We start from the raw sequence: 21,527 nt of genomic DNA, 5'->3' as shown, positions 1-21,527 counted from the left end.
GCGCTCAGTATTCGAGGGCCAGGCCTCACCACTGGTCGAGACCGGTGTAACCGTCCTGGAGTGCTCGCGCGAAAAGGTGGGTTTTCGTCGGCGCACTTCGCCCGACCGCGGTGTACTTCGCCCGGATGCGCGCAAGGTGCGTGCTCACCGTGGACGCCGAGATGAAGAGTCGTGCGGCGGCATCTTCTTTGGACTCGGCGGCTAGCCAGGCGAGCAGAACCTCGACCTCCCGGTCCGACAGACTCGGACGTGTCACTGCCGCTGAGCGCTCGACGGGAACCAGGTAATCAACCGGCTTGGAACGTTGCCGTGGCACGACTCCGTGCCGCGGTGCGGCCGCCGTCCTGGCTCGGAAGATATCTGAAGTGACCGTCATTGTTCCCATCCCCTGTTCAGACCGGCGCTATCTCGTGTGTCCCCGACGCCCCAAATCAATCTGTTCCAACGTTAAGACGGCGTAGTAACTGTCGGTAGACCCAGAAATGGGGACTCGACTCCCGCTGCCATGCCGTCAGCCATGTTTCGTTCGCCCCCAGGCCCCGTCAGGTGTTGACCGTCCCTCGTGCCGGTACCGCTGCGGCACCGGGAGCCATCCGTCTTCGACGGCACGCTTGAAGAGATCCACCTTGGTGCGCGTCGGCCGCCCGGCGTCCGCATATTTCTGGCGAATTCGCTTGAGGTACTCGTTGACCGTCTCCGCGGAGACCCCGAGAGCAGCCCCGACTCGGGCCGACGTCTCGCCGGACGCGTACAGCGCCAACACTTTCTGCAACTGAGGCGACAGGTCGACAGTCGCCAGTTCGGGGTCGCCGTCTATGGCGGCAGCCCATTCTGTGGTGAGGACCGCCCGGCCGTCGGCGGCCGCCCGGATGGCGTCGATGATGACCGACTCGTCCGCCGACTTGAGCACCACGCCGAGCGCTCCGGCGCGCGCCGCCGATCTCAATAGCGCCGGATGCTCTCCAGAGGTGTACACGACGGTGGCCACTCCGGCCGCCGACAATGCGTTGACGTTCTCGCGAGGCGTGGTGCCGTCGTCGAGACGGAGGTCCAGCAGGACCACGTCGAGCTGCATGACACTGAGCACGCCGGCAACCGTCGTCGCCGAGCAGACCAACGAGATGTCCGAAACCGGGTCCAACACTCGTTCGATTCCCCAGATCGGGGACCGATGGTCGTCGACCATTCCAACCCGGATCGCTGCATGACCCTCCGACGAATCCTCGTCGATCAAGGTCGTCTGCTCGTCGTTCACCAACACCCCCACGAGGCACATGCGAGACTCTCAGCCTTTACTCAGCTTCACGTTACTGAAACCTCGACCAAAGCTACGTGCCGAGTCGGACATATCACCCGTCGGAGCGCGAAACTACATCAACTGGTCCCGATCTGACCGCTGGCGTGTCCACATTCTTGGGGACACCACCCGGATGGGTCCCGCCGGGAGCGAAGGCATGCAAGACTAGAACATGTTCTAAAAAGAGTGACCGTGCCGGCGCCAGCCGGCGACAAACCGACCAGCCCCCCCCGACCAGACCCGACCCGACACGCAGGAGCAGAAAAGGTGAGCGCACCTTCGACGCACGATGTACTCGGCACCCCGGTGACCATGCCGGTCGAGATCCGGCACGCACGGTGCTTCGTCGCCGGTTTCACCGCCGACACCCGGGCCGTGGCACGGGCCATCGACGCCGAATCGGCACAGCCCGGGACGCTTCGCCCGTTGCGCATCCGACCGGGTCGCACCATGTGCATGCTCGTGTTCGTCGACTACGTCGACGGCGACCTCGGACCGTACAACGAGTTCGGCGTGTGCTTCCTCGTCGAGGATCCGACCACCCCACCCGCCTCACCGATCCGGGCATTGCGCTCCCTGCTGAAGGGGGACGCGCGTGCGCTGGTGCACCGGCTCCCCGTCGACGGCGACTTCACCCTGGCCGCCGGGCGCGGCATCTGGGGATTCCCGAAGACACTCGCCGAGTTCGAGGTCGATCACTCCTCCGCCACCAGACGCGGCCGCCTCGTGTCCGACGGCGCACTCGTGGCCGACCTGAGTGTGAAGCCGGGACTCAAGGTCCCGGACTCGACCGCCGACACCGTGCTGCACGCCTATTCGCAGCTCGACGGGATCACGCGGATGACACCGTGGCGGCTCACCTCGACCACCGGGACCCGCACCCGCATCGGTGGCGCGCGCCTGACCCTCGGCGACCACCCCATCGCCGACGAACTCCGATCCCTGCAGTTGGGGCGGCACGCCCTGATGTCGAGCTCGGTCGATCGGATCACGATGCGTTTCGAGAACCCCACGCTGGTCTGACCGCGATCTCCGCCGGGTTCGCGGACGTCCGTGCCGCGGTCGCGGACAATGGTTCCATGAGCAATCTCGAGACGGACCCGGTCGAGGTCGAGTGCCATGCCGATGCCGGCGTCGCCGCAGGTTCGGGCCTCCTCCACATGGACGTCCTGACCGCGCGCGACGTACCGCTCGGCGGCCCACGCGCGATGACGGTGCACCGGACCCTCCCGCAGCGGTCACGTTCGCTGATCGGAGCCTGGTGTTTCATCGACCACTACGGCCCCGATGACGTCGCGAGCAGCGGCGGGATGGACGTGCCTCCACACCCGCACACCGGACTCCAGACGGTCAGCTGGCTGTTCACCGGCGAGGTCGAGCACCGGGACACGATGGGCAACCACGCGATGGTCCGCCCCGGCGAGATCAACCTCATGACCGCCGGGCACGGCATCGCACACACCGAGGTCTCCACACCCGACACCACCACCCTGCACGGGGTACAGCTGTGGGTCGCGCTGCCGGCCGAGAATGCCGACACCGCACGCGACTTCGCACACCACCGGCCCGATGCTCTCGACCTCGGCGGGGTCACCGCCAGGGTCTTTCTCGGCGAACTGTTCGGCACCCGCTCGCCGGTGCACACGTTCACGCCGCTGACCGGCGCCCAGCTCGACTTCGCACCCGGCGCCGCCGTCGACATCGACGTCGACCCCGAACACGAGCACGGCATTCTCGTCGACACCGGAAGCGTCGAGGTCGCCGTCGCCGACGCCGCACCGCTGGCCCGCACCGAGCTGGGCTACATCGGGTTGGGCGCAAGGCGGATTACGCTCACCAACGTCGCCGAGACCGACGCCCGGGTGATCTTCCTCGGCGGCGCACCGCTGGCGGAGGACATCGTCATGTGGTGGAACTTCATCGGGCGCACACACGACGACATCGTCGGCTTCCGGGACCAGTGGGAGGCGCGCAGCGAACGCTTCGGGCAGGTGCAGGGTTACGTCGGTTCGACGCAGCACCTGCCCGCGCCGCCGCTGCCGCACTCACGGCTGCGCGCCCGGGCCAACACCCCGGGGCGCGCCGACCCCGGGTGAGGGCGCATCACGCCGTTCCGAGCAACCTCGCGAAGTTCGCGATCCCCGCGGCCTCGACCGCCTGCTGCCTGCCGTCGGCCACGGCCGCGCGCGGCGGTTCCCCGTCGGCGGCATTCCCCGGCCCTGTGCCACCCCTCGGTCCGAGGAGCGAGACGAGTTCGGCTGCGGCACGGCCGATCCGGTCGTTCAACGATGCGGTGTCCCCACCGGCGCCCGCCCAGTCCGCCGACGCGGCGTAGACGCCGGTCGGCAGGACGACGGCACGTAGGTAGGCGAACAACGGTCGCAGCGCGTGGTCGAGCACCATCGAGTGGCGCGGGCTGCCGCCGGTCGCCCCGATCAGCACCGGTTTGCCCGACATGGCGTCGATGTCGACGAGATCGAAGAACATCTTGAACAGGCCGCTGTACGACGCGTTGAAGATCGGGGTCGCCACGATCAGGGCATCGGCCCCCTCGACCGCGTCGAGTGCCGCGCGTGCCCGGCCCGAGGCGAAGCCGACCGTCATCGCCTGTCCCAGGTCGGCGGCGAGGTCACGCAGGTCGACGATCTCGACGTCCGAGCGGCCCGCCCCGAGTCCTTCGGTGACGGCGGCGACCATCCGGTCGACGAGCAGTCGCGTCGACGACGGTTCGGAGAGACCGGCATTCACCGCGACGATCCGCAGGGCGGTCACGAGGACACCTCCACATCCTGATCGGCTTCCTGGCGGGCGGCGACGAGCGACGCGTGCGTCGGCGCGTCGGGAACGTCGTCGGGACGTCCCTCCGCAAACCCGGCGCGCAGGTCCGGTAGCACCTCGCCCAGCAGGTCGAGCTGCTCCAGCACGGTCTTGAGCGGCAGTCCCGCATGATCGACGAGGAACAGCTGACGCTGGTAGTCGCCGAAGGTCTCCCGGAAGGTCAGCGTCTTGTCGACGAACTCGGCCGGGCTGCCGACGGTCAGCGGCGTCTGCGAGGTGAAGTCCTCGAGCGACGGACCGTGTCCGTACACCGGCGCGTTGTCGAAGTACGGGCGGAACTCGCGCACCGCGTCCTGCGACTTCGGCCGGATGAAGAACTGTCCGCCGAGCCCGACGATGGCCTGGTGGGCCTTGCCGTGGCCGTAGTGCTCGTACCGTTCGCGATAGAAGTTGATCAGCCGCTGGAAGTGCTCGTTGGGCCAGAAGATGTTGTTCGCGAAGAACCCGTCCCCGTAGTAGGCCGCCTGCTCGGCGATCTCGGGACTGCGGATCGAACCGTGCCAGACGAACGGTGCCACGCCGTCGAGCGGGCGCGGCGTCGAGGTGAAGGACGTCAGCGGGGTCCGGAACTGTCCTTCCCAATCCACCACATGCTCGGTCCACAACCTATGCAGGAGGTGGTAGTTCTCGATCGCCAGCGGGATCCCCTGGCGGATGTCCTGGCCGAACCACGGATAGACCGGACCGGTGTTGCCGCGCCCGAGCATCAGGTCGACACGCCCGTCCGCCAGATGCTGCAGCATCGCGAAGTCCTCGGCGATCTTGACCGGGTCGTTGGTCGTGATCAGCGTGGTCGCGGTACTCAGCTGCAGGCGCTCGGTCTGCGCCGCGATGTAGGCCAGGGTCGTGGTGGGCGACGACGAGAAGAAGGGCTCGTTGTGGTGCTCACCGAGCGCGAACACGTCGAGCCCGATGTCCTCGGCCTTCTTGGCGATCTGCACGATTGCCTTGATCCGCTCGTGTTCTGTGGGCGTCGTGCCCGTGGTCGGGTCGGTGGTGATGTCACTGACGCTGAAGAGTCCGAACTGCATGTCGCGCCTCCTTGTGATGGTTACACCGAGCATAACCGGACCGCGGTCCGATTAATTCCAATGGCCGGTGAGTTAGTGTTGGCTCACTGCGGGAAAGCGCCGCGGATAGACAACTGCATCGAGGAGAGTCGCATGAAGATCCGGAAGTCCGTCGCTGCCGTCACCCTCGCCGGGGCCGCTTTGTTCGTCGCCACCGGTTGTTCGGAGTCCACCGACACCGTCGACGAGGCGACGAGCGCGGTGTCCACCGCCGTCGAGTCCGCGGCGAGCCAGGTCGAGACCGCCGCCAGCGACGCGGTCGACGAGGTCACCGGGCTCAGCAACGACGACGCACAGGAAACCCTGCGCCAGGCCATCGACCCGAACACCTCCTCCGAGGAGCTCGACCAGGTCATCGACGTCACCAACCCCGCGACCAAGCCGGCCGCGATGGCTTTCGCCAAGGGCGCCTCCGCCGCGGGATACACCCCGGACGCGTTCTCGGTGAAAGAGGTCACCGAGGACGGCGACAAGGCCACCGCGACCGTCGCGGTGAAGAGCCCGCATTCTTCGACGCCGGTCGACATCCAACTCGGCTTCGTCAAGGTCGACGGCGACTGGAAGCTCAGTGGTGACGCCATTCAGCAGCTGATCAGCATGGGCAGCGGCCAGCAAGAGGGCAACTAGACCCACGGCGTACGTCGCCTCCTCGCCTACACTCGGACAGGTGCGGTTCCGACCCGGAGCCGGGCGGCGAGGAGGTGTACGTGCGTACCGATCATCCCACCCAACCGTTCGCTCCGCCGGTGACCCAGCGGCAGGCGCGGTGGCCGCTTGTCAATGATCTCGACGACACCGAGTTGCCGGCTGCGGCCGAACCGACCGGCACGCGGGTCGACGTGCATGTTGCGGTACCCGCGTCGCCGAAGCTGCCGACCAGGGTCGAGCCCGCGGCGGAATCGTCACCGCGGATGGTGACGCGCAACGCCGGCCGGCTGCCGGCACGGGAACATGCCGCATTGCCGCCGGTGGGCGACTTCTGGGACCTGGAGAACGCCCGCCGGGCACCCCTTGCCGCGATGCCGCTGCCCGCGCGGACCTTTCCGGCGCGCTCGGCGCCGTACCTGACCCGGCCCGTCGGCGGCCGTTCCGTCGCACCGGCTGCCTCGCTGGCGCTGACCTCCGGGCTGATCTCCATACCCCTGACCCTCCTGCTGGGACTGGGCGCGATCTCCGGACTGATCGCCGTCGTCGCCGGCGCGGTCGGAGTCAGGCAGGTTCGACGCGCCCCCGCGGAGCGCAAGGGCACCGGGCGCGCGATCACGGGCATCGTGACCGGCGCCGGCAGTGTGATCGTCGGCGGCCCGATCCTCTTCCTCGTTCTGCTCCTCGCCGGGCTGTAGCCGCAGGCGCACTGTTCGAGGCCTGTCGCCGCCACGCTTGTCGCCGCCACAGTCGCACGACCGCAGAAACAACGAGACCCGCCTGTCGGCGGGTCTCGTCGGGTATGTCGGTGCGGGCCTCTAGCTGACCGCGCGGAGTCGGGGCCGGACCGAGGCGACCTCGCCGCGCTCGCGGCCGAGCCAGGCCTGGATCTCGCCGATGACCTGCAACCGGGAATCAACCGGGTCGATGTCCACGAGAGACGGCATGCAGTGCATCAGTGCGGCGTAGAACGCCGAGGTCGGCGACATCCCGTACTCGGCCAGCACGCTGCCGTAGTCCTCGACGCGATCGGCGAGTTCACCGTAGGTGAGAGCGTCATCGCCCAGCCGAACAGCGGTCAGGTGGGGCGTGATCGCCCCTCGTGTCTGGATGTCATCCAGTAGTAGCTGGTCCATGATTACTGCCTTCCCGCCCGTGGAGCGTCGATCGCTGTGTCCCCGCCTCCCCTGACGTTGGTACTCATGCGATCCTTCAACCAAGTGTGCCCTACCTCATTCAACTAGTAGAACACTGACTCAACATGTGTGGGATATTCCACAACAATTTCGGTAACTGTGCTGCAATCCGATGTTACGGCTGTGACTGCAGTTGCGACAGGTCACCACTGGGTTGATTCTTTACCTGTTATCCACGTGCAACTGTCCCGATATTCGAGCACGACCGACTTTCGCAATCGCGAGTGTCGGGGCCCGTCACCGACTCAGGCGTCGCCGCTCTTGTCCGCCTCCATCGCCTCGATGAGGCTCTTGGGCCGGAGGTCGGTCCAGTTCTGCTCCACGTACTCCAGGCACGCGGCGCGGCTGTCCTCGCCGAAGACCTTGGTCCACCCGGCGGGGATGTCGGCGAACGTCGGCCACAGCGAGTGCTGGTTCTCGTCGTTCACGAGCACGTAGAAGCGGCCGTCCTCGTCGTCGAATGGGTTCGTCATGGGTGTCCTTTCTCCATCGGCACGGCGACTGTCGTCACCCGCCTGCTTTGTTGTTGTCGAACGTAGTGGCTCGCCGCCCGGATTCACGCGAGGTCAGGTCGATGATGTCACGCAAATCCCCTCATTCCGGTGTCCGCTCGCCGAGGCCGTCGACCTGCGACAGCTGGGCATCGAGCGCGGGGCCGACGACCGCGAGCGCGTCGGCGTTCGCCATCCCGAGGTGGTGGGTGGCCACATCGACGTTGTCGACGGCGCCGGTGACGAACGGCCGCCAGGCCGCGGCCAGGGTCGACGGGTCGTCCTTGTCCTCGGTCGCGGTGAACACGTGTACGTCGCCGGCGAAGACATCGGGCCGGTAGTCGAGGACCACCTGGGTCGAGGACTCGAAGCTGTCCATGATGCGTTCCACCTGATCCTCCGCGAGCAGGCCCATGCCGGAGATCTGCTGCCGGATGATCGCGGTGACCTCCTCGGAGGTGGACGCCTGCACGTCGTCGCCGAGATCGAAGAGATCCCGCCAGCCGCCGAGGACGTCGACCACGGTGGACGCGTCCGGCTCGATCGCCGGCCCGGGCTCCGCCGCGGCCGCCTCGACCGGCTCCCCGTGCTGGGGGACGTCGTGGACGATCACCGGTTCGTCCTCCGGGCGGGAGTCCATGATCCCCAGGTAGGCGACCTGCTGCCCGAGTTCCACGAGGTGTACGGCCATCGCGTGGGCGATCACGCCGCCGACCGACCAGCCGAGCAGATGGTAGGGGCCATGCGGCTGGACCCGCCGGATCTCCTCGACATAGCGCCGGGCCAGCACCCGCGCGTCGGTCACGCTCGGCTCTCCGGTCACTACATGCGGGTCCTGCAGTCCGTAGATGGGCCGATCCCGCAGGTGCGGTGCCAGCCCGCCGTAGAACCACGCCAGGCCGCCGGCCGGGTGCACGCAGAACAGCGGCGGCCGCGAACCCTCGCCGCGGAGGCTGATCACCACGTCGTTGCTCACCGCGTTGTCCTCGGCCAGTCGGCGGGCCAGGCCACGCACCGTCGGATCGCTGAACAACCACGCGAGTTCGATGTCGAAGCCGTTGCGGTCGCGCAGCGCCGCCGCGACCCGGGTGGCCGAGAGGGAGTTGCCGCCGAGGTCGAAGAAGCTGTCGGTGGCACCGATCTGTTCGACGCCGAGGACCTCGGCGTAGGCATCGGCGATCGCCTGCTCGACCGGGGTGGCCGGGGCGACGAATTCGACGGAAGCCACCTCGGGAGCCGGCAGCGCCGCTCGGTCCAGCTTGCCGACAGGGGTCAGCGGGAACTCGTCGAGCACCGTGATCGAGGCAGGCACCATGTGCCCGGGCAGCTGCGCGGCCAGCAGACCACGAAGAGCGTCCACCTCTACACCGTCACCGACGACATAGGCGGCGAGGCTCGACGCCACCGAACTCGGGGTCCCCGACGAGCCGATGCCGACGACGACCGCGGAACGCACCTCGGGCGCCGAGCGCAGCACCGCCTCGATCTCGCCGAGTTCGATGCGCAGGCCGCGGAGCTTCACCTGATCGTCGCTACGACCGGAGTACTCGAGGGTGAGGTCGCCCGACGGTGACTCGCGCCAGCGCACGACGTCGCCGGTCCGGTACATGCGGCGTCCGGCCCCGGCGAGGGGACTGGCGACGAAACGCGCGGCGGTCAGGCCGGGCTGGTCGAGATAGCCGCGCGAGAGTGCGGGGCCGAGGACGTAGAGCTCGCCGGCCACACCGACCGGCACCGGACGCAGGTGGGCGTCGAGCACGAGGAACTCGAGGCCGGGCAGCGGACCACCGAGGCGGACCGGGTCGCCGGGCGCCGCCGCTTCGGAGACCGCGACCATGATCGTGGTCTCCGTCGGGCCGTATCCGTTGTGGATGCGGGTGTGTGGCGCCCAGGCGTCCATCACCGACTGCGGCACGGCCTCGCCGCCGACGGAGACCGCCTGCAGGCTGGGCAGCGCGGCCGGGTCGAGCGTCGACAGCACCGACGGCGTGAGGAAGGTCGTGGCGACCTCGTGTCGCTGCATGAACTCCTGCAGCTCCGCACCGCCGACCGCGGTCGACGGCCGGTAGACGAGCGTGCCGCCGTTGACCGTCGCGAGGAGGTACTCGAGCACCGAGGCGTCGAAGCTCGGCGACGCGAATCCCAGGACCACCGCCCCGTCCTCGGTTCCCAGCGCCCTCGACTTCGCCACGGCGAAGTTGCGCAGTCCCGAATGCGACACCGCGACGCCCTTGGGGCGTCCCGTCGACCCCGAGGTGTAGATGACGTAGGCGACGTTGTCGGTTCTGACCGGACCGGTCTGCTCGGCCGGGTCCACCGGGGCATCCGACGTGGCGTCGAGTTCGGCGGCCACCGCGGCGTCGTCGAGGCGGAGCCACTCGAAGCCCTCGTCCGGCAACGCGCCGACGGCGTGGACCGACAGCCCCATCCGGGCGCCGGAGTCCTCCACCATCGTCGCGACCCGTTCGGCAGGGTAATCCGGATCGATGGGAACGTAACCGCCGCCGGTCTTCGCGACCGCCCAGATCGCGACCAACAGGTCGACGGACCGGGGAATCGCAAGCGCCACCAGTGTTTCCGCACCGACGCCGCGACCGATCAGCCAGCGCGCCAGGCGGTTGGACCGGGCGTGCAGCGCGGAGTACGACAGGGTGGCGCCCGAGGCGTCGACCACCGCGGTACGACGCCGGTACCGCGTGCCGGCCTCGGTGAACAGCTCGCCCAGCAACACGGCCTCGGCGGCCTGGCCGCCGTGTACCGGCACCAGCGACTCGGCCTCACCGGCCAGCAGGATGGGCGCCGCGGCGACCGGGGCGCTCGGGGTCGCGGTGAGCGCGCCGAGCAGGTTGACGAATCGGGCCGTGAAGCCGGTGGCGGTGGATTCCGCGAACAGATCGGTGGCGTATTGCAGTGCCGCCGACCAGGTCTCGCCCGCCTCCGCCTTCGCGATCGAGAACAGCAGATCGACCTTCGCCGGCACCTCGCCCGCGTCGAGCGGGCTGACCGAGATGTCGCCGAGATCGGCCGACAGCGACTGTCCGGCGAGCTCGGGGACCACCGCCTGGTCCAGGGTCAGCCACACCTGGGTGAGCGGGGCGAACGCCTCGGAACGAACCGGGTTGAGCCGGTCGACGAGGGTCTCGAACGGCAGATCGGCATGGGCGAAGGCATCGAGGTCGGTGCGTCGGACGCGACCGAGGACGTCGACGAACGTGTCACCGGCCGCGTGGGCGGTACGCAGCACGAGCGTGTTCACGAACATGCCGACCAGCGGATCTAGTACCGCGGCACCACGTCCGGCGATCGGCGTGCCGATCGCCACGTCGTCGGTTCCCGACAGGTCGGCGAGCAGGACCGCCAGCGCCGCGTGCAGCACCATGAACGGGGTGACCCCGAACTCGTCGGCGACGGTGTCGATCCGGGCGGTGACGTCCGCCGGGATCGTGAAGGACACGCGCGAGCCACGCTGCGACGCGACCGCCGGGCGAGGCCGATCGGTCGGGAGTTCCAGGAGATCGGGCATCCCGGCCAGGTGCGCGCTCCAGTACTCCAGCTGGGCACCCATCACCGACGCCGCGTCGTCGACATCGCCGAGGGCGCGGCGCTGCCAGATGGCGTAATCGGCGTACTGGACGGGCAGTGGCTCGAACGACGGCTCTGTACCGGCGGCCCGTGCCAGGTAGGCGGCGGTGAGATCGGTGACCAGCGGCCCGAGGGATTCGCCGTCGGACGCCACGTGGTGCAGGACCACCGCGAGAATGTACTCGGATGTCCCGGAACCGGTTCCGATCTCGATCAGCCTGGTCCGCACCGGCCAGTCGACGGCGAGGTCGAATCCCGTTGTGACCGCGGCCAGTACGACCTCTCCCCCGTCGCGCCCGGCTGCGGTCGGCACGAACTCGTGGTCGAGCCGGGTCGCGATGTCGGCCACCGGGGCGATCAGCTGTACCGGCTGACCGCCGGTCTCGGGATAGGTGGTGCGGAGGATGTCGTGGCGCGCGACGACGTCGGCGATCGCGGCGCCGAGCGCGGCCGGATCGAGATCACCGGTCAGGCGCATCACCGCCGGGATGTTGTAGGCCGCCAGCGTCGGATCGAAACGGTTGATGAACCACATCCGCTGCTGGGCGTACGACAACGGGATCCGGTCGGGACGAGGCGTCACCGCGACGATGGGCGGGAGTCCGCCGGTACGGTCGCCGAGGCGTTCGGCCAGCAGGCGCGGCGTCGGCGCCTCGAAGACGTCACGCACCGTCACATCGACATCGAGGGCGTCTCCGAGCCGGGCCGCCGCCCGCATCGCCGACAGCGAATTGCCACCGATGTCGAAGAAGTTCGTGGTGGCGCCGACGTTCTCCGGCGACATCGACAGCAGCTCGGCGAAGACCGACGCCGCCGCCGCTTCCCGCGGGCCGGCGACCGGCACGATCGCGGCGGTGTCGACGGTCGGCGCGGGCAACTGCTGTCGCACGATCTTGCCCGCGCTACTCAGCGGCATCTCGTCGAGCAGCATCCACATCCCGGGACGCATGAACTCAGGGAGCGCTTGCGCCACGGAGTGTTTGACCGCGTCCAGGTCCACCGACGACGGCGTCAGGTAGGCCACGAGTTGCTGCCCGGCCGGGGTCTCGACGACGGCCGCCGCCGCGTACACGACGCCCGGCGCCGACGTGAGGGCCGACTCGATCTCGCCGAGCTCGATCCGCTGGCCACGCAGCTTCACCTGGAAGTCCGTGCGGCCCTGATATTCCAGCTCACCGTCGGCTCGCCAGCGGACCAGGTCACCGGTCCGGTACAGGCGAGACCCCGGCGCGCCGTAGGGGTTCGGCACGAAGCGTTCGGCCGTGAGCGCGGGTCGCGAGGTGTATCCGCGTGCCAACTGGATGCCGCCGAGGTACAGCTCGCCGGTGAATCCCGGTGCCACCGGGCGCAATCGATGGTCGAGCACCAGCGCGGTGGTGTTCGCGACGGGCCGTCCAATGGAGACCGAGTCTCCCGCGACCCGCGCGACGGTCGCGTAGATGGTCGCCTCGGTCGGTCCGTACTGGTTGCTGACGGGGGCATGCGGGATGAGCTCGCGCACGGTCTCGGCGACGCTCTGCGGGAGCGCCTCGCCGCCCGTGTGCAGGTAGCGCAGCCGTGAGAGACCGCGCAGCTGTTCGGGATCGGCGACCTCGGTGAGCACGGCGAGCATCGAGGGCACCAGCGTCGCCGACGTCACGCCGAAGTCCGCGAGGTAGCGCAGGACGGCGACCGGGTCACGATGCGCACCCGGCTCCATGACCACCAGGCGGCCACCCGAGAGCGGCGGGCGGAGGATCTCGCCGACCGACGGATCGAAGGTGAGCTCCAACACCTGCAGGAAGACGTCGTCGGGGCCGAAATCGTAGGCGCCGCGGTCGTAGTCGAGATGGGCGCGCAGGGTTTGGTGACTCACCGTGACGCCCTTGGGACGACCGGTCGAACCCGACGTGAAGATGGTGTAGGCCGGATTCGCGCCGACGACTGCCGACGAACGCTCCGCCGGCGCGAAGAGCGACGCCGGCTCACCGGCGTCCGAGTCGTCGTCGACGGCCACGACGGTCACACCGGGGTCGAGGGCCTCGATGCCCGCCGGGACCAGTCCCGGGCCGATCAGCACCGCCGCGACATCGGCGGTGCGCGCCAGATAGTCGATGCGATCGGCCGGCGCGGCCGGGTCCATCGGCACGAATTGCCCACCGGCGGCGAGAATCGCGTGGACGGCGACGATCATCTCCGTCGACCGCGGGATGCACACGCCGACCGCGACCTCCGGTCCGACCCCCAGACCCACCAGCCGCCGGGCGAGAACGCTCACCCTGCTTCCCAATTCGGCATAGGTCGAATGCGCGCGGGTCGAGGCCCCGGCCGGACTCTCCACCGCGATCGCGTCGGGCGACGCGGCGACGCGCTCGAGCAGGAGATCGGCGACATGGGTGCCGGACGGGATCAGCTCCGGGCCGGCCGACCATGTGTCGAGGCGGGTCTCGTCGACCTCCGACATCGGCGGGATGTCGGCGATCAGAGTCCGTGCGTCGCTCGCGATGGTCCACAGGATGCGTTCGAGGGACCGTGCGAAGACGGCGATCTCGTCGTCGGCGAAGGCGTCGGGGAGATAGGTCAACCGGACCGCGATGCCCGACGCGGTCGGCGAGGTCGCGAGGTTGAGCGGGTAGTGCGTGGCGTCGGAGACCTCGACGTCCCGGATCGACAGTCCCACTGCGGCACTGGCGGCACCGCCGGCGAGTGAGTCATTGTCGACGGGATAGGACTCGTGCACGGTCAGGGTGTCGAACAGCTGCGGCCGCCCGACGGCGGTGAGGATCTCTGGCAGGCCGATGTGCTGATGATCGAGGACGGCGGTCTTGTCCGACTGCAACCGGCCGAGCACCTCGGCGATCGTCGCGTCCGGGTCGACGTCGACGACGGCGGGCAGCGTGTTGATGAACAGGCCGACCATCGACTCGACGCCGTCGAGTCCGGCGGGACGCCCGGACACGGTCTCGCCGAAGGTGACCACCCGGTTGTCGGTCAGCCGGGACAGCAGCACAGCCCAGGCGAGCTGCAACACCGTGGCCGTCGTCGAACCGGATTGCCGCGCCGTGCGCTCGAGACCCGAGACCAGGTCGGGTTCGAGGACCCAGCGATGCTCGCGCGGCAGATGTTCTGTCGCGGAGTCGTTCTCGGCATCCTCGACGGAGTGGCCGGTGAGTCCGGGGGCGACCAGGGTCGGCTCCTCGACCGGTTCGAGGACTCGTCGCCACGCCGCGAGACCGGCGTCGAGGTCGGTGTCGGCGATGCGGGCCAGGTAGTCGGCGAAGTCGGTGCGTTCGGTCGTTCCCTGACCGGTGAACGGGGTCCCGGTCGCGTAGAGCGCCAGCAGGTCGGCCAACACCAGCGGCCCGGACCAGCCGTCGAACAGGATGTGATGGTTGGTGATGACCACGCTCGTGCCCTGTGCGTGGCGCACGACCACCGCTCGCAGCAGCGGCGGGTCGGCGAGGTCGAACGGTTCGGTGCGCTCGGCCGCCGACACCTCGTCGACGGCAGCCCGGACATCCACCTCGGCGGTGGTCGGCACGTCGAGCACGCGCCAGCGCAGCGGCACCGTCTCGGGCACGACGGTGACCACGTGCCCGCTGGGCACCCGGACGAACCCCGACTTGAGGGTGCGGTGGTGATCGAGCAGTGCGACCACCGCGGTGCGCAGCCGCTCGAGGTCGACCTCACCCTCGAGGTGCAGAACCGCTTGCGTCACATACACATCGAGTTCATCGGCGCCCGCGAGTTGGGACTGGAAGTACAGCCCGCGTTGCAGCGGCGACAGGGCCCAGACCTGCGCGCCGGGGAACCGCTGCGCCACGACGTCCAAGTCATGCTGGGTCACCTCGGCGCCCGGGACATCCGACGGCGAGCGGCCGACGTCGACGCCGTCCGTGACGAGGCGGACGACGTCGGCGAGTTCCGCGGTCCACCGTCGTGCGATGTCGCGGACATCCTCCGGCGACAGGATCGCCGCCGGGAACTGCAGATCGGCCGAGAGCACACGCCCCTTCGAGGACGCACCGGTGCTCGCGTTGACCGTCAGCACGCTCATGGCCGCCACCCCGTCGGACACCGTGGCCGGCAGGAACGGCGCGTCGGGTGCGGGCAGGAAGCCCGCACCGGCCGGTGCTGCGGTGTCGGACGACGGGGCGACCGACGACAGGGGGTCGGCCCCGTCCGGGGTCGTCGGGTCCTCGCTCTGACCGGTCGTACCGCGGGTCCCGAGATAGTTGAACGCGATCGTCGGCAGCGGACGCGAATGCAGTTGCGCGGCCGGGTCGCCGGGGCCGCGGCCGTCGGCGGCGTAACGCAGCAGGCCGAACCCGATCCCGGAGTCGGGCATGCCGAGGCGTTCTTCCTTGGCCGCCTTGACCGCGTGGACGACGTCGTCGGCCGGATCGAGGGCGAGCGGGGCGATCGAGGTGAACCAGCCGACCGTGCGCGACAGGTCGGCGCGACGCGGGTCCGGGCCGGTGAGCAGGACGTCCTCGTATCGGCCGTGCCCCTCGGTGAGCACGGTGACGGGAGCGGCGTCGGCGATGCCGCGATCATGTTGCCAGGAGCGGACCGCGCGCGCGAGGGTGCCGAGCAGGACGTCGACGACGGACGCCGAGAACGCCTCGCACACAGTCGTCGTCAACGGGTCGACGATGGCCGGGTCGACGCGGTGGACGATCGAGGTCAGGGTGCCGTATCGGTCGCGGTCGGGGTCGAGCGGCGCACCGAAGTCGGTCGGGACGGCCGGGGAGCGCTCGAGCCAGTACCCGGCTTCGCCACGACGGGCGTCGAGCTGCGCGGTGAGTGCCCGCTGCCACGCACGTTGCGAGGTCTCCTCGGCGCGGACCGTCACGGGTTGCCCGGAAACCAGCTGGGCGTGGACCGTGAGCAGATCCTCGATCAGGATCGGCCAGGACACCGCGTCGACGGCGAGGTGGTGCAGTACCAGCACGATTCGTGCGGGTCGGTCGGCCTCGTCGGGAGATTCCCCGGGTGCGGCGCCGCTGACCACCGTCGCGGCGACCAGCCGCCCGGCGGCCGGGTCGAGGCGGCGCGCCGCCTGCGCATGCGCGTCGACCAGCGCATCGGCGAACCCGGCCTCGCCGGGTACGGTGTCCGTCGCCACCGACACGATCGAGGCGCCGGGATCGAAAGGTGTTCCGGTGGTGAGGGTCCAAGTGTCACCGGTCTGGGTGCCCCCGGTCTGGGCGTCCCCGACGGACTCCAGGCGCGCACCCAGCATCGGATGCGCGTCGACGACCGCGCCGAGCACCGCGCCGAGGTGGGCGACGGTGAGTCCGGCCGGTGCCGTGAGCACCATCGACTGGTTGAAGTCGGCGAGGTCGGCCGGCGTCCGCGCGGCGTCGACGAGCCAGGACACGATCGGCGGGAGATCGACCCGTCCGGCCGCATCGTCGGTGGGCTCCGCGAGCATCGGGGCCCGGTCCCCACCTGCCGACGCCACCCGCGCCATCGCGCGAATGGTCTTCTGCTCGAAGATCTCTCGCGGCGACAGCGACAACCCGGCGGCCTTCGCGGCGGACGCGAGCTGGATGGACATGATCGAGTCGCCGCCGAGCGCGAAGAAGGACTCGGTGACCGAGACGGTGTCGAGACCCAGCAGCCCCGCGACGATCGCCGCGAGGGTCTCTTCGGCGGTCGTCGCCGGTGCGACGTATCCGTCGGCGGGCGTGGTGAACTCGGGCACCGGCAGTGCGCGCCGGTCGAGCTTGCCGCCCGGGGTCACGGGCAGCTCGTCGAGCACCATCGCCGAGTGCGGGATCATGTGTCCGGCAAGCCGATCCGCCGCCCCGGCCAGGACGGCGTCGGCGTCGAGGCGGTCGCCGGCGGTGTCGTCGCCCACGAGGTAGGCGACGAGCCGGGTGCGACCGTGGTCGTCGTCGACACCGGTCACGACGACCGAGCCGACGCCCGGCTGGTCACCGAGAACGGATTCGATCTCGCCGAGTTCGACTCGCTGGCCGTTGATCTTGACCTGGTGGTCGGCGCGCCCGGCGAACTCGATCTCGCCGGTCGCGGTGATCCGCACCAGGTCGCCGGTGGCATACATGCGGTGGCCCGCCTCGCGGGCGAACGGGTCGGCCACGAACGACGACGCGGTGAGGCCGGGGCGGCCGAGGTATCCGCGCGCCAGCGAGTCGCCGCTCGACAGGTAGAGCTCACCCACCACGCCCTGGGGTACCGGGTGCAGACGGCCGTCGAGCACGTAGGCGGCGAAGCCGCGGACCGGTCGTCCGATGGTCACGGGCGCACCGGGCTCGGATCGTCCGGTGGTCGCCCAGACGGTGGCCTCCGACGGGCCGTAGAAGTTGAACATCCGGCGGCCGGATTCCGGTGTGGCCCACCGCGCGATCAGCTCGGGTGGGCAGGCCTCGCCACCGGTGACGAGGTTGCGGACGGTGCGGCCCCGGCGCGGATCGACGGTCGCCAGCACCGTGGGGGTGATGAGGGTGTCGGTGACCCGATCGCGCTCGAGGATGCGGCCCAGTGCGTCGCCGGCGTACTCCGACGCGGGCGCTACGACGAGGGTGTGCCCGACCGCGATCGACCACATCATCTCCAGCACCGAGGCGTCGAAGCTCGGGGATGCGACGTGCAGGACACGGGTGTCGGGGGCCTGCGCCGGCGTTCCGGTGACCTCGGTCAGCGCGGCGACGAAGTTCGCGATGCCGCGATGCGGAACCCCGACCGCCTTCGGCCGTCCGGTGGAACCGGAGGTGTAGACGAGATAGGCCAGGTCGTCGAGAAGGACCGGCCGATGACGCTCGGCGTCGGTGACGGGTCCACCGGCGACGGCCGGATCGTCCAGCGAGGCGAGTTCGAGCCATTCGCAGGATGATTCTCCCAGCCTGTCCCGCGTCGGCGCATCGGTGATGCCGAGGCGCACACCGGAATCGGCCACCATGAACGCGATCCGGTCACTCGGGTAGGCGGGGTCGATCGGCACGTAGGCGGCACCCGCCTTGATGACACCGAACACGGCGACCACCGACCCGATCGACCGCTCGAGGCCGACGGCGACCACGTCACCGGTCCCGACCCCGCGGGAGATCAACTGGCGAGCCAGACGATTGGTCCGTTCCTCGAATTCCGCGTACGAGATCTCGGTGCCGTCGTGGACCAGTGCCGGACGATGCGGGTCGAGGTCGCGCCGCGCGAGGAGTTCGGTGAGGGTCACCGGCTCGGTGACCCCGCCGTCGGCGGCCGGCGCCGTCTCGCCGACGGAGTTGCGGCTCGGCGCGCTGAGGGCGGCGGCGTCGATGCCGACGATGTCGACGTCTCCGACGGGCAGCGACGGGTCGGTGGCCATCGCGGCGATCACCTGCAGCCAGACCTCGGCGAAGCGCCGGATGGTCGCGGCGTCGAACAACGAGGTGGCGTACAGGAAGTCGGCCCGCATCGGCGACGACCCGGTCCGTTCGGACACCGAGACGGTGAGGTCGAACTTGGCGATCGGGGCGGCGGCCCCGAGCGGTTCGGCACTCAGACCCGAGAGCTCCACCCGGTCGATCTCCTCCGGCCGTCCGCCGGCGGCGACGAGGGTGTAGGCGATCTGGACCAGCGGCGGATAGGCCGTGGACCGCTCGGGCGCGAGTTCCTCGATCAGATCATCGAATTGCACGTCGGCGTGCGCGAAGGCATCGAGGTCGGCGGCGCGGATCGTGGCGATGAGGTCGTCGACGGTCGATGCCGGGTCGACGTCGGTGCGCAGCACGAGCGTGTTGACGAACATGCCGACGAGGTCGTGGAGCGCGGCGTCGGGGCGGCCGGCGATGGGTGTGCCGATGACGACGTCCCGGGTCGAGGCGAGCCGCGCGACGGTGACGGCGAGTGCCGCGTGCAGCACCATGAACATCGTGACGTCGCGGTTGCGCGCCAAGTCTTCCAGGGCGGCGGCGAGCGCGTCGTCGACGGTCACGGACTCGACGGCGGCCGCGGTGTCGAGCACGGCCGGCCGCGGGCGATCCATCGGCAGGTCGGTCACCGCGGGCAGATCCGCGAGGACCTCGCGCCAGTGCGCGAGTTGACGACCCATCGGTGCGCCGGGATCGTCGGCGGCGCCCAGGTATTCGCGCTGCCACAGCGCGAAGTCTGCGTACTGGACCGCGGGCGCGGCGACCGGTGGTGCGGCGTTCGTCCGGGCCAGGTACGAGCCGAGCAGGTCGCGCTTGAAGACCGGGGTCGACTCACCGTCGAAGGCGATGTGGTGCACGGTGACGACGACGTCCACCACGTCGTCGGCGCGGCGCAGGACCCTGACCCGGAGGGGGAACTCGGCGGCTACGTCGAAGCCGGTGGTCGCGGAGACGAACAGATCATCCTCGGTCTCCACCGCCTGCCAGTCGAGGCGGGCGCGGGCCGTGTCGGCATCGGTGACGAGCTGGAACGGCCCCTGTTCGTCGCTGGGGTAGGTGGTGCGCAGGATCTCGTGGTTGGCGACCACGTCGCCGACCGCGGCCGCGAGCGCGTCGAGGTCGAGGGCTCCGGTCAGCCGCAGGGCCATCGGGATGTTGTAGGCCGCCGAGGCGGTGTCGAACTGGTTGATGAACCACATGCGGCTCTGCGCCGTCGACAACGGCAACCGCGCGGGCCGCGGCATCGCGGTGACGCGCGGGACGCTCCGGCCGCGTCCGGACACCAGGGCGGCCAGATCCCGCACCGACGGCGCGTCGAACAGGTCGCCCACCGACACGTCGACGTCGAGCAGGTCGGCCACGCGCGCCGCCACACGCGCCGCGGACAGCGAGTTGCCGCCGAGGTCGAAGAACGACTGCGTCACGCTGACCCGGTCGGCGCCCAGCACATCGGCGACGATGGCCGCGATCGAGGTCTCGGCGTCGGACTCGGGTGCGGCGAATTCCTCGACGGTGAGTTCGGGGACCGGCAGCTTACGCCGGGCGACCTTGCCCGCACTGTTCAGCGGCAGCTGCTCGAGTGCCATCCACACCGTCGGCCGCATGTAGGCCGGCAGTGTCCGCGCGACAACCGATTTCACCGCGTCGATGTCGACCGACGCCGGCGAGACATAGGCGACGAGGTGTGATTGCCCGGACACCTTCGCCACGGTGGCGGCCGCGTGGAGGACACCCGGCGCCGACATGAGGACGGACTCGACCTCCCCCAGCTCCAGTCGCTGTCCGCGAAGCTTCACCTGGAAGTCCGTGCGGCCCAGGTATTCCAACTGGCCACGCGCATTCCAGCGGACGAGATCGCCGGTACGGTACAGACGTTCACCGGGTTCACCGAAACCGTCGGTGTTGTCGGCCGCCTCGCCGCGCGCGGGAGCCGCGAAGGGACTGGCGACGAACCGTTCGGCGGTCAGGCCGGGCTGCGAGGCGTAACCGCGGGCGAGTTGCACGCCCCCCAGATACAGCTCCCCGGGCACGCCCGAGGGCACGAGCTGCAGTCGCGAGTCGAGGACGAGGGTGGTGGTGCTCGGCACCGGGACGCCGATCGGCACCGACGTCTCCCCCGCCCGCACCTGATGAGCGGTCACGTCCACCGCCGCCTCGGTCGGACCGTACAGATTGTGGACCTCGTTGCCCGGCAACGCCGCCACCAACGCCTGCGCCACTGGCGCGGTCAACGCCTCACCCGAGGTGAACGTCAACCGCAACGACGACAGCTCACCCACCCGATCGCCCAGGACATCCAGGAACACCGACAACATCGACGGCACGAAATGGATGACCGACACCTTCTCGGCCGTGATCAACTCGGCGAGATACCGCGGATCACCATGCCGATCCGGCTCGGCCACCACCAACGTCGCCCCCACCGCGAACGGCAGGAACAACTCCCACACCGACACATCGAACGTCACCGGCGTCTTCTGCACGAAGACGTCCGAGTCCTTGATCGCATACCAGTCCCGCATCCACTCCAGGCGGTTCACGATCGCCGCGTGCGACACCGTCACACCCTTCGGACGACCCGTCGACCCCGAGGTGAACAACGTGTAGGCCGCGTCGGCGGACTGGAGGGGCGCAAGCCGTTCGCCGTCGGTGACCGGTGCGGTGGCGAGGTCGACCTCGACTGTCGTGTCGACCACCAGCGCGGTGACGTCCGTCGGCAGCGCGACAGCGGATTCGGCGGCGACGAGAACGAGCCGGGCATCGGCGGTGTCGAGCATGTACCGGGTGCGGTCGGACGGCGCGTCGACGTCGAGCGGGACATAGTGTCCGCCCGCCGCGACGACGCCGTGGATGGCGACGAGAAGCTCGACCGACCGCGGGATGGCGACCGCGACGGCGACGTCGGGTCCGACACCGATGGAGATCAGATGACGAGCCAGTGAGTCGACCCGTGCACCGAACTCGGCGTAGCTGACGCGACGCGAACCGAACACGATGGCCGGTACGTCGGACCTCGTCGCCACATGCACCACATCGGTCACCGTTGGGCC

The 21,527-nt window shown here is 69.6% G+C and carries 11 protein-coding genes; 4 read left to right on the top strand and 7 right to left on the bottom strand.

Going from position 1 to position 21,527, the window contains the following annotated elements; translation table 11 throughout:
- Positions 1–25: 25 nt before the first annotated feature.
- Together FFS52_RS09775 and FFS52_RS09770 are read right to left on the bottom strand one after the other, a co-directional pair.
- Positions 26–385, bottom strand: coding sequence for a LuxR C-terminal-related transcriptional regulator (locus FFS52_RS09775; protein WP_091344374.1), 360 nt, complete (start codon positions 383–385; stop codon positions 26–28).
- A 126-nt stretch (positions 386–511) separates the two neighbouring features.
- Positions 512–1,186, bottom strand: coding sequence for a LuxR C-terminal-related transcriptional regulator (locus FFS52_RS09770; protein WP_065631886.1), 675 nt, complete (start codon positions 1,184–1,186; stop codon positions 512–514).
- Between the two features lie 378 nt (positions 1,187–1,564).
- Here FFS52_RS09770 and FFS52_RS09765 point away from each other — a divergent pair, with 378 nt between their 5' ends.
- Entirely contained in the window at positions 1,565–2,320 is a 756-nt protein-coding gene (locus FFS52_RS09765; protein ID WP_058252004.1) for an acetoacetate decarboxylase family protein, read from the top strand.
- 56 nt (positions 2,321–2,376) lie between these two features.
- A complete protein-coding gene (locus FFS52_RS09760; RefSeq protein WP_137809558.1) occupies positions 2,377–3,393 on the top strand; it encodes a pirin family protein in 1,017 nt (338 codons plus the stop codon).
- Between the two features lie 7 nt (positions 3,394–3,400).
- Here the strand turns inward: FFS52_RS09760 and FFS52_RS09755 are convergent, their stop codons facing one another.
- Positions 3,401–4,069: a CE1759 family FMN reductase gene (locus tag FFS52_RS09755; protein WP_137809557.1), complete on the bottom strand. Its 669-nt coding sequence runs from the start codon at positions 4,067–4,069 to the stop codon at positions 3,401–3,403.
- Entirely contained in the window at positions 4,066–5,166 is a 1,101-nt protein-coding gene (locus FFS52_RS09750; protein ID WP_078113102.1) for an LLM class flavin-dependent oxidoreductase, read from the bottom strand. Before FFS52_RS09750 ends, FFS52_RS09755 begins: the two co-directional genes overlap by 4 nt.
- A gap of 132 nt (positions 5,167–5,298) precedes the next feature.
- On the opposite strand from FFS52_RS09750, the gene FFS52_RS09745 reads away from it, so the two are divergent.
- Together FFS52_RS09745 and FFS52_RS09740 are read left to right on the top strand one after the other, a co-directional pair.
- Positions 5,299–5,832: a DUF4878 domain-containing protein gene (locus FFS52_RS09745; RefSeq protein WP_006360231.1), complete on the top strand. Its 534-nt coding sequence runs from the start codon at positions 5,299–5,301 to the stop codon at positions 5,830–5,832.
- Between the two features lie 80 nt (positions 5,833–5,912).
- Positions 5,913–6,548, top strand: coding sequence for a DUF4190 domain-containing protein (locus FFS52_RS09740; protein ID WP_068972028.1), 636 nt, complete (start codon positions 5,913–5,915; stop codon positions 6,546–6,548).
- Positions 6,549–6,668: 120 nt separating this feature from the next.
- Here the strand turns inward: FFS52_RS09740 and FFS52_RS09735 are convergent, their stop codons facing one another.
- From FFS52_RS09735 to FFS52_RS09725, 3 genes are all read right to left on the bottom strand, one after another.
- Positions 6,669–6,986, bottom strand: a complete 318-nt coding sequence (locus tag FFS52_RS09735) for a hypothetical protein (protein WP_006360233.1) — start codon at positions 6,984–6,986, stop codon at positions 6,669–6,671.
- 305 nt (positions 6,987–7,291) lie between these two features.
- A complete protein-coding gene (locus tag FFS52_RS09730) occupies positions 7,292–7,519 on the bottom strand; it encodes an MbtH family protein (protein WP_006360234.1) in 228 nt (75 codons plus the stop codon).
- Between the two features lie 121 nt (positions 7,520–7,640).
- Complete coding sequence (locus FFS52_RS09725) at positions 7,641–21,518, bottom strand: non-ribosomal peptide synthetase (protein WP_137809556.1); 13,878 nt, start codon at positions 21,516–21,518, stop codon at positions 7,641–7,643.
- Between the last annotated feature and the right edge of the window lie 9 nt (positions 21,519–21,527).

The sequence above is a fragment of the Gordonia sp. ALPHA1B1 genome (genome assembly GCF_005502615.1).
GTDB classification, from domain to species: Bacteria; Actinomycetota; Actinomycetes; order Mycobacteriales; family Mycobacteriaceae; genus Gordonia; species Gordonia hongkongensis.
This window is presented reverse-complemented; position numbering and strand designations above follow the sequence as displayed.

What these genes read in the sequence shown, in the direction of transcription:
- FFS52_RS09745 (WP_006360231.1), top strand. Translation starts at nt 5,299, where the DNA reads ATGAAGATCCGGAAGTCCGTCGCTGCCGTCACCCTCGCCGGGGCCGCT.
- FFS52_RS09775 (WP_091344374.1), bottom strand. Translation starts at nt 385, where the DNA reads ATGGGAACAATGACGGTCACTTCAGATATCTTCCGAGCCAGGACGGCG.
- FFS52_RS09735 (WP_006360233.1), bottom strand. Translation starts at nt 6,986, where the DNA reads ATGGACCAGCTACTACTGGATGACATCCAGACACGAGGGGCGATCACG.
- FFS52_RS09750 (WP_078113102.1), bottom strand. Translation starts at nt 5,166, where the DNA reads ATGCAGTTCGGACTCTTCAGCGTCAGTGACATCACCACCGACCCGACC.
- FFS52_RS09730 (WP_006360234.1), bottom strand. Translation starts at nt 7,519, where the DNA reads ATGACGAACCCATTCGACGACGAGGACGGCCGCTTCTACGTGCTCGTG.
- FFS52_RS09760 (WP_137809558.1), top strand. Translation starts at nt 2,377, where the DNA reads ATGAGCAATCTCGAGACGGACCCGGTCGAGGTCGAGTGCCATGCCGAT.
- FFS52_RS09770 (WP_065631886.1), bottom strand. Translation starts at nt 1,186, where the DNA reads ATGGTCGACGACCATCGGTCCCCGATCTGGGGAATCGAACGAGTGTTG.